The sequence below is a fragment of the Flavobacterium kochi genome (genome assembly GCF_048286715.1).
Taxonomy (GTDB): Bacteria; Bacteroidota; Bacteroidia; order Flavobacteriales; family Flavobacteriaceae; genus Flavobacterium.
The window spans coordinates 95,702-111,663 of the sequence record NZ_JBLVPW010000008.1 but is presented as its reverse complement, the minus strand read 5'-3'; the positions used below and the strand labels follow the sequence as shown (position 1 = coordinate 111,663).

The window sequence follows — 15,962 nt, the reverse complement described above, 5'->3', positions numbered from 1 at the left end:
AAAAGCTGTATTACCATTTTATAATAGCGCTTCCCCAGGTAAAACCACTTCCAAAAGCAGCCAAAACTACCGTATCTCCTGATTTTATTTTCCCCTGCTCCCATGCTTCGGTCAAAGCAATTGGAATTGAAGCGGCAGTTGTATTACCGTATTTCTGAATATTATTAAAAACCTGGTCATCGGTAAGGTTGAATTTCTTTTGGATAAATTGCGAAATTCTCAAATTTGCCTGGTGCGGAATCAACATATCAATGTCTGAAACCTGTAAGTTATTTGCCTGTAACCCTTCATTAATCACTTCCGAAAATCGAACCACCGCATTTTTAAATACGAACTGTCCATTCATAGAAGGAAAATAACTCTCATCATCCGGATCATTATCCGCCAAAATATCAGTAACCCAGCGCCCTCCCATTCCTGGTGCTTTCACGATTAATTCGCCCGCATGTTGCCCTTCTGAATGCAAGTGCGTGGATAAAATTCCTTTGGTTACATCTTCTTCTCTGCTCAAAACTGCTGCACCTGCTCCATCACCAAAGATCACTGAAACGCCTCTGCCACGTGTTGTCATATCCAAACCTGTCGATTGGACCTCAGACCCAATCACCAAAACATTTTTATACATTCCCGTTTTGATGTACTGATCAGCAACTGACAAAGCATAAATAAATCCCGAACATTGATTTCTTACATCTAATGCGCCTACCGTTCCAAGACCTAAATCACGTTGGACCAAAACTCCGGGACCTGGAAAATAGTAATCCGGACTCAATGTGGCAAAAACCACAAAATCGATAGCTTCTTTAGCAACACCGGAACGTTCGATCGCAATTTCAGCCGCTTTCACTCCCATTGTAGTGGTCGTATCTTCCCCACGTATGATGTGCCTTCTTTCCTGAATACCGGTACGCTCCTGAATCCATTCATCATTCGTGTCAATAATTTTCGACAAATCGTCATTGGTAACAATATTTGAAGGGACGTAAAATCCTAATCCTGCTATTTTGGAATGGTACATAGTTTTGTTGTTTTATTAAAATCACAGATCCATATTTATCGATACCGTAAATACTAGGCTCCAAAGTACTACTTTTTAGGTAATATGCATAATTATCGCAACGATTTCGGATACACTATCGCTTCTATTCTGTTAAAAAAACGAGAATACAAGGATCTTGCTTCCGTCAGGGGCAGACCATCCTGTTAAAAAGACGAATTTGTTTAAAATGAGTGTCAGGCCAGCATCAATGTCACTTCCTGGTTCAGTTCTAATTCCGAATCATGTTCAAAGAAAATGGCTCTTTTTTCAAAAGCGGCTTTAATCAGATAATGGCTTCCTTTAAAATAACATTGTTTCACGGCCACTTGCATCATTCCGCTATCGACCACTTTCAATTGGTACGGATACACTAAAAGCGCTTCATCATCACCGTCAATTTCAATTAATTGAGACAATTTTAATTCATTTACTTCCCCAAAAAGGGACGCAACATATTTATTCACGGGATTTTCGTATAAGACTTTTGAATTTCCTTTTGCAATCACTTTTCCGTTTTTCATCACAATCGTTTCATCCGAAAAAGACAAAGCATCTGTGCTGTCATGTGTTGCAATAATACAGGTAATTCCCTTTTGTTTTAAGTAACTGAATAAATTTCTGCGCAGGGCATTTTTTCGAAAGGAATCAATCTGACTGAAGGGTTCGTCCAACAAAATTATTTCCGGTTCCAATGCCAAAACTCTTGCCAACGCCACTCTCTGTTGTTGTCCTCCACTAAGGTATTTGGCTTTTACATTAGTAAAAGCGGTCATTTCAACCATTTCCAAAAGCTCCTGGATTCTGGCTTTCTTTTGGTCTTTATAAATGTTGGACAAAAACTTCCCTACGTTTTCTTCAACAGATATGTAAGGCATCAAATCGAAATCCTGCGCTAAATATTTGATATAATCTTCGCCAGGAATAAGATGCTGTTTGGGCCCAAGAATGAAGTTATTGTTATAGGTTATTGCTCCTTCATCTAAATCATATAATCCATATATCAATTTCAATAAAGTACTTTTACCGCAGCCACTTTCACCAATTAAAGCAATATTTTGGCCTTTGGCAATTTCAAAACTAACATTCTCGATAACGGGATTTTCAATGTAAGTAAAAGAAATGTTTTTTATTTCAAGCATGTTCTGTATTTAAGAGCGCAAATTTACAATGTTTAATTCAAATTAGAATACAAAAAGGCTGCTTCGTAGTGAAACAGCCTTTGTTTTTATAAAAAATTGTCAGCTTAGTTTTTAACTTCCGTTTTAGCTTCCTGAATCATTTTCTCATTGGCCGTAATTGCAAATTCAACACGACGGTTTTGAGTTCTTCCTTCCGCTGTTTCATTCGATGCAATCGGGTCAGCAATACCTAAACCAGTTACTTGAAATCTAGTTCTAGAAACGCCTTTGCTAGCCAAATAATCTCTAACTGATGCTGCTCTTTCTGCTGAAAGTTTCAAATTATATTTTGGCGTACCCGTAATGTCAGTATATCCGTAAATTGTAATGTTAGTGTCAGGATATTCTTTAAAAACCGGAACCAATTTATCTAAATTTGCTTTTGCTTCAGCAGTCAAAGAAGATTTATTGGTATTAAAACGCACTGCATTTTCATTCAAAACCAGTTTAATTCCTTCTCCTACACGAACTACTTCAGCTCCTGGAAGTGCTGCATCGATTTCTCTTGCCTGTTTGTCCATTTTGTTTCCAATAACTCCACCGGCAACGCCACCAACAACGCCTCCCAATACAGCTCCTAGTGCTCCTTTTCCGCCTTTTCCAAGGTTGTTTCCAAGAACCCCTCCTATTACCGCTCCACCAGCAGCTCCAATTGCAGCTCCCCTTTGCGTTTTATTTGTATTTTTTAATGCTTCACAGCTTGTAAACATTGAACCTATAACCAGTATTGTTGCTATCGCAACTATTGAAATCTTTTTCATATCTCTGTTTTTAATTAATTAGTTTTTTTGAAATTGGTATACCACGTCAGTCATTTTCCCTCCTACATCAATTTTATCAATCAATTGAAAAGAAGTCGCTGTTTGGTTTGCTAACATAAGAATATAACCTTCTCTGACTTTTTTAGCTTTTATACCTGCATCTAAAACTTTTAGAACAAATTGCCCGTCTTTGTTTACAAACCAAGTGATTGGTGAGCTAAATGAAGTACAGCTCGCTTTTGTCAAAGCCATATTTCCTTTATTATTATTAGAAACAAACTTCCACGTGCTTCCAACAAAACATTCTGAATCAGCAATTTGAAAAGAATTTACTTTAATATATTGTGAACCTGGATAGGTTACGGAACTGATTACCCAGTTTCCTTTCATAGCAACTTCCGCTTTTCTATCTGTATTCGTACTTGTTATTGATGTTGACTTACATGCAAACATCAAAACAGCTAATGTGCATAAAATGACTTTTCTCATCGTTTGAAAAAATTTGTGATTAATAATATTACAAAGATACGAAGCATCGAAACAAAAATGTTTCAGAATTAAATTATTTTATATCATAATTAACGCTTCCGACAATTTGTCACTTTCATCTAAATTGGTATCTTATTTGAGTAAATTGTACCAAATTCAAACTTAAAAATTCAAAATATGACAACTGGAAAAATTAACGTTTCGGTAGAAAACATCTTTCCCCTAATCAAGAAATTCTTATACAGTGATCACGAAATTTTCTTGCGTGAATTGATTTCAAATGGGACTGATGCTACTTTAAAATTAAAACATTTAACAAGCATTGGCGAGGCCAAAGTAGAATATGGCAATCCAATTATCGAAGTAAAAATCGATGCCGAAGGTAAAAAGCTGCACATCATTGATCAGGGTTTGGGAATGACTGCGGATGAAGTGGAGAAATACATCAACCAGGTAGCCTTTTCTGGCGCCGAAGAATTTCTGGATAAATACAAAGATTCTGCTAAAGATTCTGGTATTATCGGTCATTTTGGTCTTGGTTTCTATTCTGCATTTATGGTTGCCGAAAAAGTGGAAATTATCACTAAATCTTTCAAAGATGAACCTGCAGCGCACTGGACCTGCGACGGAAGTCCTGAGTTCACCTTAGAACCTGCTGATAAAACCACTCGTGGAACAGAAGTTATTTTACATATTGCTGAAGATTCTCTCGAATTTCTGGAAGAGTCTAAAATCAGTCAATTGTTAAACAAGTACAATAAGTTCATGCCTATTCCAATTAAATTTGGAACTAAAAAGGAGAAAATTGAACAAAAAAAGGGTGAAGAAGTTGCAGCGGAAGATAAAGACAAAACTTTTACAGAAGTAGAAACAGACAACATCATCAATAACCCAAATCCAGCCTGGACAAAACTGCCAACTGAATTATCGGACGAGGATTATAAAAATTTCTACCATGAATTGTATCCAATGCAATTTGAAGAACCGTTATTCCACATTCATTTAAATGTTGATTATCCGTTTAATTTAACTGGTATTTTATATTTCCCAAAATTGGGTTCTGATTTACAAATCCAGAAAGATAAAATTCAACTGTACCAAAATCAGGTATACGTAACAGATAATGTTGAAGGAATTGTTCCTGAATTTTTAACCATGCTTAAAGGGGTCATTGACTCACCGGATATCCCATTGAACGTATCTCGTTCCGGATTACAAGCGGATGCTGCTGTTAAGAAAATCTCTAACTATATCACCCGTAAAGTTGCAGATAAACTAAAATCCCTATTCAACGAAAACCGTGAAGATTTCGAGAAAAAATGGAACGATATCAAAATCGTTTTAGAATACGGAATGCTTTCTGAAGATAAATTTTACGAAAAAGCAGGTGCATTTGTTTTGTATCCTACAGTAGATGACAAATTTTACACGCTGGAAGAACTCAAAGAAAAACTGGCAGCCAATCAAACTGACAAGGACGGAAAACTAGTTGTTTTATACGCAGGAAATAAAGACGCACAGCATTCCTATATCGAAATTGCACAAGAAAAAGGATATGAGGTTTTATTGCTTGATTCACCAATTATCTCCCATTTAATTCAAAAAATAGAAGGTGACAACAGCGGAATGACTTTCGTACGTGTCGATTCAGATCATATCGATAATTTAATCAAAAAAGAGGAAACCACTATTTCTAAATTGTCTGAGGAAGAAAAAACCAATTTGAAAACAGTTTTAGAGACTATAGTTCCAAAACAAAACTATTCTGTACAACTGGAAGCAATGGACAGTCAAGCGGCTCCATTTATTATTACGCAACCAGAATTCATGCGTAGAATGAAAGAAATGAGTCAGTCTGGCGGTGGTGGAATGTTCGGAATGGGCAACATGCCTGAAATGTACAATTTGGTTGTGAATACCAATTCAGATTTGGCGACAACCATTCTTACTACCGAAGACAAAACAGCTCAGGAAAGTTTGGTAAAACAAGCCTTAGACTTAGCTAAATTATCACAAAATCTACTAAAAGGAGAGGCATTAACAGCTTTCGTTAAAAGAAGTTTTGACATGATAAAATAGTGTATCGGATGATCCGCTAAATTACTAAGCCTGTGAGTGTCAACTTGCAGGTTTTTTTTATGTTAATTCATTTCCGTTTTCAGATAAAAATCCATCAAAAACCGTATACGCCTTCAGGTATTTAATCGCCTCCATTTCTGCATTTGTAATTGCTCCGTTATTGGAATAACGATTCGTTTCATAGTGAGCAAGCACTCCTTTTAGCTCCAGCGCTTTAATTTGCAGTTTCGCTTTTTGTCTAAACCAGGACAATTCCTTCTCGACAGTAATTATTTTTTCCTTAGCTATTTTCAGCTTTCCTTTTTTGTATTCTGACACGTTATAAATTTCAAGCAAATCCATCGCTTCCACTTGTTGTATTAAAATTTTCAAATTGAAAGGGTTCTCAACCAGCGGCAGAATAACACTAATAGATCTTACGATCCTTTTAACCACCGTAGGATCTGCTTTCCCCCATTGAAAAATCTGATCAAAACAAAAGTCAATAAATTCTTCAAAATTAAACTCATTGACCTGAATTTTTTTTGCTCCCAAAGTTCTTGAATCCGTAGAAGGGAATTCTCTTATTGCTAGTTCTTTTGCGATTTCTCCAATATGGTCGATACAGTTCAAACAGGTTGTGGGATCATTAACCGCAGGAGAGATGGCTTTTATTGCAATGTCCACCAATTTTCTGACACCAAAACTCACATCCTGAGTGGGACTTCTGAATAGTTTGACTTTAAACGTTTTTTTGATAATCGCTTCAAATTCTTTCGTTACAGTATTGATGTGGTTCTGGGTAATTTCCTCACTAAAAACCAACACAAAAAGCACCGTGGTATCTTTCATAATAAACTCCCCTACAATAGGTTTCTGGTATGCGTTTTCAAAAAACAATCCAAGATCCGAAGTAAGAATCGATTCCGTCATGCCTTCCAGTTTTTTGTAATCGATGCTATCCAGATACCCAGTTTCAAATGGACTGGCAATTTTTATTTGAAATTTATCCGAATCTATTTTTGGTCGTTTGTAAAGCAGATTTTTTCCAATACTCCAATTTTCCCGATACAACACATTGATCTCTTCAATCATTTCCGCTTTTATTCGATTCGTTATAGTCGAGACATTCATGTTTATGCTTAAGTAGGTAATCATATTAGGATACGACCATATCAAACAATAAAAAGCAAAAAAAGAACCTATTGAAAGTGTCAAAAGAAAAGGAGTCTTGTAAAAAAAAACGGAAGCTAATTGAGGTAGTAAACACAATGAGATTGTACCAACGAATAATCCAATAAAGTGTAGCGTTTTAATATCATTTCCCAAAAAATGTCTCAAAATTCTCGGTGAAAACTGAGAAGATGCCAATTGCATCACAACAAAAATAACTGAAAAAGTAGTTAGTGAAATCCCTATAAGAATAGAGATTAAAATATTGGAAACAACAATCAATCGATTGTAAATGGCAACTTCATTGATGTTAAATTGCAATCCAAAATCAACATAATAATCAACCGCCAGTAAAACGGAACCCACAATAAATGCATAAATTCCACTGGTAAATGTCCCTATGAGTTTGATCTGATGTTCAACTATACTTTTAGTCTGATGGCTGCGTTTTCGTATCATAATCTGAATTTCTAATAGTAAATTTAACACAAATCCGTCTATAATTTTAGTCTTGCTTTTCAATGACTATTTTCAGTAACTACAGCAGGGCTATTTTTACCTAAAAATCAAGTACAATCGCAATTAATTATAGCAATACAGAACAATAAACACACAATAAAAAAAATAGTAAAAAAATAGTAAAAAAATAGTAAAAAAATGAATCTTTCTATTGTTTTTTTTTATGTGTTGAGAAAGGTGTATAACAAGAGAAGTTTATAAAAGTGGATCCGTGGAATCTCATAATTGATGTAAGTGACTTTTCAAATTGACGTTAATCACAGCAAAAAAATAACCTTTGAATATATTGAATAGAGTACAATTTTTGGACAAGCGCGATTTTATTAGCGAACAGAGAAAAAGATGAAAAAAAAAAAAAATGTATCGTAATTCTAAATGCTAATCTTCAAAATCACCATTTCAAAATAGCAAAAGCCGTTTTTTCCAAACAAGAAAAAACGGCTTTTCACCAATGCTAACACCTTAAAAAATACCGAGTCGTACGCTTGGGGCGCGCACTCCTATTTGTGTATTTACTGTAGTGCTGCTTGGGGTTCTTTGAGGGTTACGTTGATCGTATTCATAATAATAAAATCCTGCATGGCTATAAAAGGAATCATTGTGGTGACAATGATCGTCACAATGATTGTGATGTGCTCTATAAACGTCCTGCTTGCTTGCAATATAAGCACGATAGGCTTTCCTGTTATCCTCCTTTAACTCTGTTTCGTACGCTTTTTGTTCTTTCCAAAAGTTTTTTTCTTCCGCTTTACTTTTCGCTTTAAATTCTAGCTCAAATTTTGCATCCTCTGTACCTTTTTGTTGGTAATACGCTATTTTATCTGAATTGGTATTTATTCTTGTTTCACTTTTTACATGGGCATCCTGTGCCTGTACAGTTGCGATCGTACCTAAAAAAAGTATTGCGAATAAGGCTTTAATTGTTTTCATAATTTCTATTTTAGTTATAGTTGCTATTGTTTATAGTACTAATTTCAATAGTAAGACAACTCTAAATCAGTTTACCCTACGGCACAACTTTATTATTTTGAAAAAATTAAATTGTGTACTTTAGTTACTTCATTAAATAACCTAACCATGAACCTACAAATAGAAACCCCTGCTTTACTTTTTTCGGCAACCTCCTTAATATTATTGGCATACACCAATAGATTCCTGACCATTGCAACCATAGTTAGAGGCCTAAAAAAAACATACAAAGAGAAAGAAAATAAAATGATTTTATTGGAAATCAGGAATCTCAACTTACGTTTAACACTTATTCGCTATATGCAAATGTCCGGAGTGATGAGCTTATTTCTCTCCGTTTTTGCCATGATGCTGTTATTTCTGGAACAACAATTATTTGCTATTTATTTTTTTGGACTGAGTTTACTTGGTTTACTGATTTCATTAGGCTTATCCTTTTGGGAAATTAATATTTCAGTCGATGCGCTTCGTTTGCATTTGAGCGATTTAGTCGATAAGAAAGAAGGCGTTTAGTTAGACCTTTGGGATCACAAATACAAAAAAACTACCTTTATTTACAGCAGCAAAATAATGGTAAGCTTGTCCAAACGAACTTTATTTTTTTAACGTATTAAACCCTTTTACAATTACCTAGTCCAACTGTCATAGCATTTGAGATTATGAACAATCACACCCTTTGGTCCCTGCGACTCGGATATTCAGCCAAACAGGCAGCAACCATCAAAAGAACCAGTTTGAAAAATTTCTTGGAAAACTCTTTTTCCAGTCCCTTTGATTCAGCCATTCCAGATTTTATTGAAAACAGTCCGAAATCATTTAATGAATTAAAAGAACTTAAGAAAAAATTAAAATCCTCCGGTCCAGAAGAAGCAAAAGAAATGCTCAAAAAAGAAGTACAGACTTCCTTTGAAATGAAAGCGTGGTGGATTGACAAAATGACCGAAAGCGAATTTCCGCTTCGCGAAAAAATGACTTGCTTCTGGCACAACCATTTTGTTTCCACCTATCAGAAAGTGAAAGTAAACTATTGGGTTTTTCAGCACAATCAGATTTTAAGGGAGCATGCTTTTGGAAATTTCAAAACCCTGACAAAGAAAATCGTACAAACCAACGCTATGGTGCGTTATCTCGACAATATTGATAACAGGAAAGACAAACTCAATGAAAATTTAAGTCGGGAATTACTCGAACTTTTTACCCTGGGAATCGGAAACTATACGGAAGAGGACATTAAAAATGGCGCCAAAGGTCTTGCAGGACTTGGCATTGGAGAAGAAAATGCAGTTTACAGGAAATTTTTTGAAAATAATGAAAGCATCGATTATCTTGGAAAAAAAGGCTTCTTAAAACTAGATGAAATGGTTGATGCCATTTTCGAGCAACCCAATATCCCTTATTTAATCACTCGAAAGATATTAAAATGGTTTATTTACGACAATCCAAAAGAGGAGTTAGTACACTATTATGGTGCTTATTTCAAAAAAGAAAATTTTGAAATCAAACCACTGCTGATTAAAATTTTCACTGAAGAATTCACAAAAAACAACGCAGGTTCCAAAATTAAAAACCCACTGGAATATATTTTACAATTAATGGATGAACTCCATGTTCAAAACCCCAATGCAAAACTAATTGCTTATTTTATCAAGGAACAAGGTATGGATCTGTTCAACCAGCCCAATGTAAAAGGATGGGACGGCGGAAATTCTTGGCTCACTTCACAAGTTTTTCTGCAACGCAACAATGTTGCTGATTTACTTTGCAATGGCAAAAATTTAAACCGGGGAAGAAAAGAAAACGATACTGCAATGATGAAACAAAACCCAAACCGACTGGTGAATGTAAAACTTCATTGGGACAAAGAAGGAAATAATAAACAAATCATTGCCGAACTCAAAGACCGATTGTTATTTCAAACCGATGAAAACGACCAGCAGGATTTTGAAAAATTATTAAAATATGATTTCGACAGCAAAACCGAAGGTTCGGAAAATGCCTTGCTCAGACTATTTAATCTCATGGTCAAAACACCGGAATACCAACTAATATAAGCCCATACGTATTTAGACATTAAGACCATTGCTATGAACAGAAGAAAATTTTTATCCCTTACCGGAACATTAACAGGCGGCTCACTCCTGTTGCCTGATTTTTTATACTCTTTTGGCGCACAAAACAATTTGGTTTTGGGTGAACAATGTTTGGTTTTTGTTCAGCTAAATGGTGGAAATGATGGTTTGAATACCTTTATTCCATTTGAAGATGCGCTCTATTATGACTTGCGTCCAAAAATTGCCATTTCAAAAAATGAGCTATTAACTTCCGCAAAGGGGATGGCGTTCCATCCTGCTTTGAAAGGTTTTGCCAGCATCCAGCAGAGCGGTGATTTGTCGGTAATACAAAATGTAGGATATCCAAATCCGGTTCGTTCTCATTTTCGAAGTCAGGAAATTTGGCAAACTGCCCCAACCGATCAGGAGTATCTTAATGAAGGCTGGCTGGGTCGATATCTTGATTTACGATGCAAGGAACATCAGCCCACAGCAGGTATAAACATTGACTCCATTGATAATTTAGCCTTGAAGGGAGAAGATCCTAATGCAATTACCGTAAAGGATCCCAATCGATTTATTACAAAAAACAGACAGGAAAACGACAATCAATTATCCGACAATCCACAGCTGGATTTTGTTCGCAAAATTGCCAACTCCGTCACTGAAGGCTCTGATGATATCCAAAAAGCATTGTCAAAATCGGCGGTTTCAGATGTGATTTATCCTAAAACCGGCTTAGCCAAAAACCTCGAATGGATTTCAAAATTGATAAAAGGAAATCTGAATTCAAAGGTATATTACACATCCCTTGGTGGTTTTGACACGCACGACAATCAACTTTCCATACACAAAAACAAACTAACCGAACTCAATGACGCCGTTTTTAGTTTTTACCAGGATTTAAAAAAATCACAACAATTACAACAGGTAACAATAGTGGTCTTCTCGGAATTTGGCCGCCGCGTAAAAGACAACGGAAGAGGAACAGACCATGGAACGGCCGCTCCAATGTTTATTATTGGAGGCAATAACCGGGGAAAAATCATTGGAAGAAACCCTAATCTTTCGGATTTAGACAATGGTGATTTAAAACACGACATTGATTTCAGAAGCGTTTATGCCTCCCTTTTGAAAAACAAATTTAATTTTGATTCCTCTCAAATTGGAATACGAAACAAAGCGCTGGCGGGACTGTTTTAAAGGATTCAATAAATCATCAGGCATCAGTTTTTTGTTGGCTAGAAAATTAGAAAACAGATCTCAACTTAATTTTGTTTTCGCAAATGATACAATAGCTTACATCACTGTTTTTCATTTTACCATCGTCTTTCATTCTGAATATAATCTTCTTATTTATATTGAATAGAGAACAAGTGATTCGTTAGTATTCCTACTTTGGACTACTTATCAGGGAGAGGAGGATATGATTTTTTTAAATCTTCCTCCTTTTTATCATTACAAATATCACTAATTTGAATTTATTTCTTTTTTTATATTGATTAATCAATTCTTATCAGGGAGCTAATCTTCTTGGAGTTCCTTTCCTTTCCACTTACACTTGTAGGACCTCGGGATTTTTTTATATAATTATGAGCAAACAGGGTCGTAATTTGCAAGAATGTTTCTTTGGTGAAAATAATGGCATACCTATTTAAATCCTGGCAAGTAAAATAAAAAACTTTCAAAATCAGAATTAATAGCTTCTTAAATTTAAAAAATACTAACTTTGAATAAAAAATAAGATGGAAGACATCAGATGGCAACAAAGGTTTTCTAATTATAACAAAGCACTAAGAAAATTAGAGGAATCAGTAGAATATATAAAACATAATTTTTTAGATAAAGAAGATGAATTAGATTCTGAAGGCTTAGGTTATGTCGTTGATGAATTAATAAAAGAAGGATTGATTCAACGATTTGAATATACACATGAATTGGCTTGGAATGTCATGAAAGATTATGCCTTTTTCCAAGGTAATTCAACTGTTGGAGGCTCAAGAGATGCGACAAGAGAAGCTTACAAATTGCAGATAATAGAAGATGCCGAGATATGGATGGATATGATTCAAAGTCGTAATAAAACTTCTCACACGTACAATGAGGAAATAGCAAACGAAATATTTGGCAAAATTATTAATGACTACTTCCCATTATTTTTAAATTTTAGAAAAAAAATGGAAGAAAAAAGAAGTGGTGAACAAACTAATTTATTCTAATGAACTATTTCGGTCTTTCTTCAAACGATATTATTAAAATCAACTCAGTTTTTAATAGCTATTCTGATATTAATGAAGTCCTAATATTTGGTTCTAGGGCTAAAGGAAATTATAGGGATAACTCGGATATCGACTTAGCCATAAAAGGTAAAAACATTAATTTGTCAGTTCTGCAAGAAATTGAAATTAAATTAGAAGAGCTATACCTACCTTGCTCTATTGATTTAATAAATTACGTTAGTATTGAAAACCCAGATTTGATAAATCATATTAATAGGGTAGGAAAACAATTTTACAAGAAAGGGAATCCTTTATTGCCAATGCAATAGAGAGAAAAATAAAGCCTATCTTTTTAAAAACATAAGGGTTTGGTTTTTTAATTAAGCTGGCCTCCTCTTTCCAAAATTAATACTGCATCACCTTTTCAGGATTAGACAGGAAGAGGTGACCATAAGTCCTCCTCTACGACCTGACTATCTGTTGTTTGGCTTCTTTCCATGAAAAAGATTTGCTTTCCCCTCTTAAATGACTTTCTCTTCGAGCATCTATAACCCTACTTAATCATTTCCATTTGCAGGAAGCTATTTATTTTTAAGATGTTTTTTTTTAATAATTTAAAAAAAGGACATCTTTAAATTAAAAAAGTTAAACCCTTATTTTTTTTTACTTTCTACACCTTTAGGATAGTGTCTAAAAAACTCATAAATCACTACAAAAGCCTATCTTTACCCGCTTTTTAAAATGGAATAAATGATAAAGAATAGAGTATTAAAAGGAGTTTTCTTAGTAGGTCTTGGCGCAACGAGTTACGGAATGCTGGCTACTTTTGTAAAAATAGCGTACGGCGAAGGTTTTACCACTCCTGAAGTAACAATTGCTCAGTTTGCATACGGAATTCTAGGAATGCTGATGATCAATATCTTTCAAAAAGCGAAAAAAGGGGATGATGTTGTAAAAGCCTCCAGGAAAAACGTTTTTCAATTGATGCTTGCCGGAACTTCTCTGGGAATGACCAGTGTTTTTTATTATTTGGCCATCAAATACATTCCTGTTTCAATTGCTATTATTTTGTTGATGCAAACGGTCTGGATGGGCGTATTGTTCGAAATGATTTTAGAAAAGAAAACACCTTCTAGGCAAAAAATAACATCGGTAATCATCGTACTGATTGGAACGGCACTTGCCACTAATCTCATTCAGAGCAAAGTTGATTTTGACTGGCGTGGTGTCGTACTGGGGCTTTTATCAGCGGCTTCTTTTACCACTACTATGTTTACGGCTAATCGTGTGGCGACACATGTTTCGTCAGCGCAACGCACTTTGTTTATGCTGTTGGGTGGAGCGATAATTGTTTTTGGGTTTGCATTTGCTACGCAAACCACTTCGTTTAATTTTGAAATTTTTATGAAATGGGGAATTGTACTGGCTCTTTTTGGAACCATAATTCCTCCATTATTGTTTAATGCCGGTTTCCCTCTTACCGGAATTGGATTAGGAAGTATTGTGTCCGCATTAGAACTTCCAGTTTCAGTATTAATGGCCTATTTTCTTTTAAGCGAAAAAGTAAATGCGGTACAATGGTTCGGAATTGTTTTAATTATTTTGGCCATTGTAATCATGAATGTGAATTTTAAGAAAACAACCTGATTTTCATTTAAAGCTAAAATTATTAATATAATTGTACTAATTGCATTAATAATTTAATTAAATTCGTAACAAACAACTTGTTATGATTTTACCTTGGCATTTGTATACAATGGCTTTTATTTATGTATTAGCAGGATTGAATCATTTCAGAAACCCTCGTCTCTATTTAAAAATCATTCCGCCTTATTTTCCGAATCCAAAATTATTAAATTCCATCAGCGGTTTTGCCGAAATCCTTTTGGGAGTAATACTCTGTTTACCTGCCACATCAAAACTTGCCGCCTGGGGGATTATAGCCTTATTACTTGCTGTTTTTCCAACGCATCTTTACATGTATGCCAATGACAATGCAGGAATGGGTCTGCCTAAATGGATTTTACTGCTGCGAATCCCTTTGCAGCTGGGCTTGATCTATTGGGCTTATCAATATACCTCAATACGTAACGTTACCCTTTAATTTAAATAATCTATTATGAAAAAACTTTTCGCAGAATTTTTCGGAACCTATTGGTTGGTATTTGGAGGTTGTGGCAGCGCACTTTTTGCCGCCGGAATTCCTAATTTAGGAATTGGATTTGTGGGAGTTTCTCTCGCTTTCGGCTTAACAGTACTGACTATGGCCTATGCCGTAGGCCACATTTCCGGGGGTCATTTTAATCCTGCTGTTTCCTTTGGATTATGGGCCGGCGGTAGATTTTCGATCAAAGAATTACTGCCTTATATCATTGCCCAATGTGTTGGCGCTATTGCAGCGGCAGCAACGCTTTTCGCAATCGCTTCCGGAAAAACTGGTTTCATGATTGACAACACCAAAGCAGGTGCTTTTGCTTCGAATGGATTTGGAACATTCTCTCCTGATGGCTATTCGATGCAAGGCGCTTTTATAGCCGAATTTGTATTGACATTATTTTTCCTATTGATCATTCTGGGTGCCACCGATAAATTCGCAAACGGAAAATTCGCAGGAATTGCAATTGGCTTGGCATTAACCTTAATTCACCTGATCAGCATTCCCATTACCAACACTTCTGTAAATCCGGCAAGATCATTATCCCAGGCACTATTTGTGGGAGGCGAGCCCCTATCACAAGTATGGCTGTTTTGGGTTGCTCCGATTTTAGGTGCCATTGCAGCTGGATTGATTTATAAAAATCTATTGCAGGACAATGCTGCAGCATAGTCATTAAACATTATAAATATTCAAAGAGAAAAATGAGACTCCAACGTTTCGTTTTTCTCTTTATTTTTGTAAAATGAATTCACTATTTCAACCGGAACCGATACCTCTTAATTTACCAGATGCGGACATTATTTATTATCCGGCTTTTTTTAATAAAGAAGAAGCCGATCGTATTTATGCTGCCCTGATCAATGAAATTCCCTGGCAACAAGATGAAATTCGGGTTTTTGGCAAAATACATCCACAACCGCGACTGACTGCTTTGTTTGGAAACGAAGGAAAACCCTATGCTTATTCCAATATAAAAATGCAACCGCATCCCTGGAACCCGCTTTTGCAAAAAATAAAAGCACAAATTGAAACTGTTTCCGGCACAACGTTCACGACTGTTTTACTCAATTATTACCGCGACGGCAAAGACAGTAACGGCTGGCACGCCGATAATGAAAAAGAATTAGGAACAAACCCTATAATTGGCTCATTGAGTTTTGGAGCCGAACGCACGTTTCAACTGAAACACAATTCCGACAAAGACCAGAAGAAAAGTATCATACTGGAAAATGGGAGTTTATTGTTAATGAAAGGAACCACCCAGCATTTCTGGAAACATCAAATTCCAAAAACGGCTAAACCCATAGGTCCCCGGATAAACCTTACCTTTCGGGTCATCAAATAGCTA

The 15,962-nt window shown here is 35.6% G+C and carries 16 protein-coding genes; 10 read left to right on the top strand and 6 right to left on the bottom strand.

Features of this window, described 5'->3' with window-relative positions:
- Nucleotides 1-10: 10 nt before the first annotated feature.
- The 4 genes from ACNQGH_RS09205 to ACNQGH_RS09190 all read right to left on the bottom strand — a co-directional run bounded on the left by ACNQGH_RS09205 (nt 11) and on the right by ACNQGH_RS09190 (nt 3,467).
- Complete coding sequence (locus tag ACNQGH_RS09205; RefSeq protein ID WP_417955700.1) at nt 11-1,018, bottom strand: 3-oxoacyl-ACP synthase III family protein; 1,008 nt, start codon at nt 1,016-1,018, stop codon at nt 11-13.
- Nucleotides 1,019-1,233: 215 nt separating this feature from the next.
- A complete protein-coding gene (locus tag ACNQGH_RS09200) occupies nt 1,234-2,178 on the bottom strand; it encodes an ABC transporter ATP-binding protein (RefSeq protein ID WP_417955699.1) in 945 nt (314 codons plus the stop codon).
- A 104-nt stretch (nt 2,179-2,282) separates the two neighbouring features.
- Nucleotides 2,283-2,978: a YiaD family glycine zipper/OmpA-like lipoprotein gene (locus ACNQGH_RS09195; protein WP_417955698.1), complete on the bottom strand. Its 696-nt coding sequence runs from the start codon at nt 2,976-2,978 to the stop codon at nt 2,283-2,285.
- An 18-nt stretch (nt 2,979-2,996) separates the two neighbouring features.
- The gene (locus tag ACNQGH_RS09190) at nt 2,997-3,467 is read right to left on the bottom strand and encodes a lipocalin family protein (RefSeq protein ID WP_417955697.1); all 471 of its coding nucleotides are present in this window, start codon (nt 3,465-3,467) and stop codon (nt 2,997-2,999) included.
- A gap of 177 nt (nt 3,468-3,644) precedes the next feature.
- Between ACNQGH_RS09190 and htpG the strand changes: the two genes are divergently transcribed.
- The gene (gene htpG / locus ACNQGH_RS09185; RefSeq protein ID WP_417955696.1) at nt 3,645-5,546 is read left to right on the top strand and encodes a molecular chaperone HtpG; all 1,902 of its coding nucleotides are present in this window, start codon (nt 3,645-3,647) and stop codon (nt 5,544-5,546) included.
- Nucleotides 5,547-5,603: 57 nt separating this feature from the next.
- On the opposite strand, the gene ACNQGH_RS09180 is transcribed toward htpG, so the two are convergent.
- Both ACNQGH_RS09180 and ACNQGH_RS09175 read right to left on the bottom strand, forming a co-directional pair.
- Entirely contained in the window at nt 5,604-7,157 is a 1,554-nt protein-coding gene (locus ACNQGH_RS09180; RefSeq protein ID WP_417955695.1) for a DUF2254 family protein, read from the bottom strand.
- A gap of 522 nt (nt 7,158-7,679) precedes the next feature.
- Nucleotides 7,680-8,147, bottom strand: coding sequence for a hypothetical protein (locus ACNQGH_RS09175; protein WP_417955694.1), 468 nt, complete (start codon nt 8,145-8,147; stop codon nt 7,680-7,682).
- A 147-nt stretch (nt 8,148-8,294) separates the two neighbouring features.
- Between ACNQGH_RS09175 and ACNQGH_RS09170 the strand changes: the two genes are divergently transcribed.
- From ACNQGH_RS09170 to ACNQGH_RS09130, 9 genes are all read left to right on the top strand, one after another.
- Nucleotides 8,295-8,699, top strand: a complete 405-nt coding sequence (locus ACNQGH_RS09170) for a DUF2721 domain-containing protein (RefSeq protein ID WP_417955693.1) — start codon at nt 8,295-8,297, stop codon at nt 8,697-8,699.
- A gap of 146 nt (nt 8,700-8,845) precedes the next feature.
- Complete coding sequence (locus ACNQGH_RS09165; protein ID WP_417955692.1) at nt 8,846-10,237, top strand: DUF1800 domain-containing protein; 1,392 nt, start codon at nt 8,846-8,848, stop codon at nt 10,235-10,237.
- Nucleotides 10,238-10,270: 33 nt separating this feature from the next.
- Complete coding sequence (locus ACNQGH_RS09160) at nt 10,271-11,440, top strand: DUF1501 domain-containing protein (protein WP_417955691.1); 1,170 nt, start codon at nt 10,271-10,273, stop codon at nt 11,438-11,440.
- A 542-nt stretch (nt 11,441-11,982) separates the two neighbouring features.
- Nucleotides 11,983-12,456: a nucleotidyltransferase substrate binding protein gene (locus tag ACNQGH_RS09155; protein WP_417955690.1), complete on the top strand. Its 474-nt coding sequence runs from the start codon at nt 11,983-11,985 to the stop codon at nt 12,454-12,456.
- Nucleotides 12,456-12,785, top strand: coding sequence for a nucleotidyltransferase domain-containing protein (locus ACNQGH_RS09150; RefSeq protein ID WP_417955689.1), 330 nt, complete (start codon nt 12,456-12,458; stop codon nt 12,783-12,785). The genes ACNQGH_RS09155 and ACNQGH_RS09150 overlap by 1 nt, the downstream gene beginning before the upstream one ends.
- A 421-nt stretch (nt 12,786-13,206) precedes the next feature.
- On the top strand, nt 13,207-14,103 hold the full coding sequence (locus tag ACNQGH_RS09145) for an EamA family transporter (protein ID WP_417955688.1): 897 nt from the start codon (nt 13,207-13,209) through the stop codon (nt 14,101-14,103).
- Nucleotides 14,104-14,185: 82 nt separating this feature from the next.
- Entirely contained in the window at nt 14,186-14,560 is a 375-nt protein-coding gene (locus ACNQGH_RS09140; protein ID WP_417955687.1) for a DoxX family protein, read from the top strand.
- 15 nt (nt 14,561-14,575) lie between these two features.
- Nucleotides 14,576-15,283: an aquaporin Z gene (gene aqpZ / locus ACNQGH_RS09135; RefSeq protein ID WP_417955686.1), complete on the top strand. Its 708-nt coding sequence runs from the start codon at nt 14,576-14,578 to the stop codon at nt 15,281-15,283.
- Nucleotides 15,284-15,356: 73 nt separating this feature from the next.
- The gene (locus ACNQGH_RS09130; RefSeq protein ID WP_417955685.1) at nt 15,357-15,959 is read left to right on the top strand and encodes an alpha-ketoglutarate-dependent dioxygenase AlkB family protein; all 603 of its coding nucleotides are present in this window, start codon (nt 15,357-15,359) and stop codon (nt 15,957-15,959) included.
- Nucleotides 15,960-15,962: the final 3 nt, after the last annotated feature.

Bases quoted from the DNA above. Each gene is read 5' to 3' on its own strand.
- ACNQGH_RS09175 (WP_417955694.1), bottom strand. From the start codon at position 8,147: ATGAAAACAATTAAAGCCTTATTCGCAATACTTTTTTTAGGTACGATC.
- ACNQGH_RS09165 (WP_417955692.1), top strand. From the start codon at position 8,846: ATGAACAATCACACCCTTTGGTCCCTGCGACTCGGATATTCAGCCAAA.
- ACNQGH_RS09160 (WP_417955691.1), top strand. From the start codon at position 10,271: ATGAACAGAAGAAAATTTTTATCCCTTACCGGAACATTAACAGGCGGC.
- aqpZ (WP_417955686.1), top strand. From the start codon at position 14,576: ATGAAAAAACTTTTCGCAGAATTTTTCGGAACCTATTGGTTGGTATTT.
- ACNQGH_RS09170 (WP_417955693.1), top strand. From the start codon at position 8,295: ATGAACCTACAAATAGAAACCCCTGCTTTACTTTTTTCGGCAACCTCC.
- ACNQGH_RS09145 (WP_417955688.1), top strand. From the start codon at position 13,207: ATGATAAAGAATAGAGTATTAAAAGGAGTTTTCTTAGTAGGTCTTGGC.
- ACNQGH_RS09190 (WP_417955697.1), bottom strand. From the start codon at position 3,467: ATGAGAAAAGTCATTTTATGCACATTAGCTGTTTTGATGTTTGCATGT.
- ACNQGH_RS09195 (WP_417955698.1), bottom strand. From the start codon at position 2,978: ATGAAAAAGATTTCAATAGTTGCGATAGCAACAATACTGGTTATAGGT.
- ACNQGH_RS09140 (WP_417955687.1), top strand. From the start codon at position 14,186: ATGATTTTACCTTGGCATTTGTATACAATGGCTTTTATTTATGTATTA.
- ACNQGH_RS09155 (WP_417955690.1), top strand. From the start codon at position 11,983: ATGGAAGACATCAGATGGCAACAAAGGTTTTCTAATTATAACAAAGCA.
- ACNQGH_RS09205 (WP_417955700.1), bottom strand. From the start codon at position 1,018: ATGTACCATTCCAAAATAGCAGGATTAGGATTTTACGTCCCTTCAAAT.
- ACNQGH_RS09180 (WP_417955695.1), bottom strand. From the start codon at position 7,157: ATGATACGAAAACGCAGCCATCAGACTAAAAGTATAGTTGAACATCAG.
- ACNQGH_RS09130 (WP_417955685.1), top strand. From the start codon at position 15,357: ATGAATTCACTATTTCAACCGGAACCGATACCTCTTAATTTACCAGAT.
- htpG (WP_417955696.1), top strand. From the start codon at position 3,645: ATGACAACTGGAAAAATTAACGTTTCGGTAGAAAACATCTTTCCCCTA.
- ACNQGH_RS09200 (WP_417955699.1), bottom strand. From the start codon at position 2,178: ATGCTTGAAATAAAAAACATTTCTTTTACTTACATTGAAAATCCCGTT.
- ACNQGH_RS09150 (WP_417955689.1), top strand. From the start codon at position 12,456: ATGAACTATTTCGGTCTTTCTTCAAACGATATTATTAAAATCAACTCA.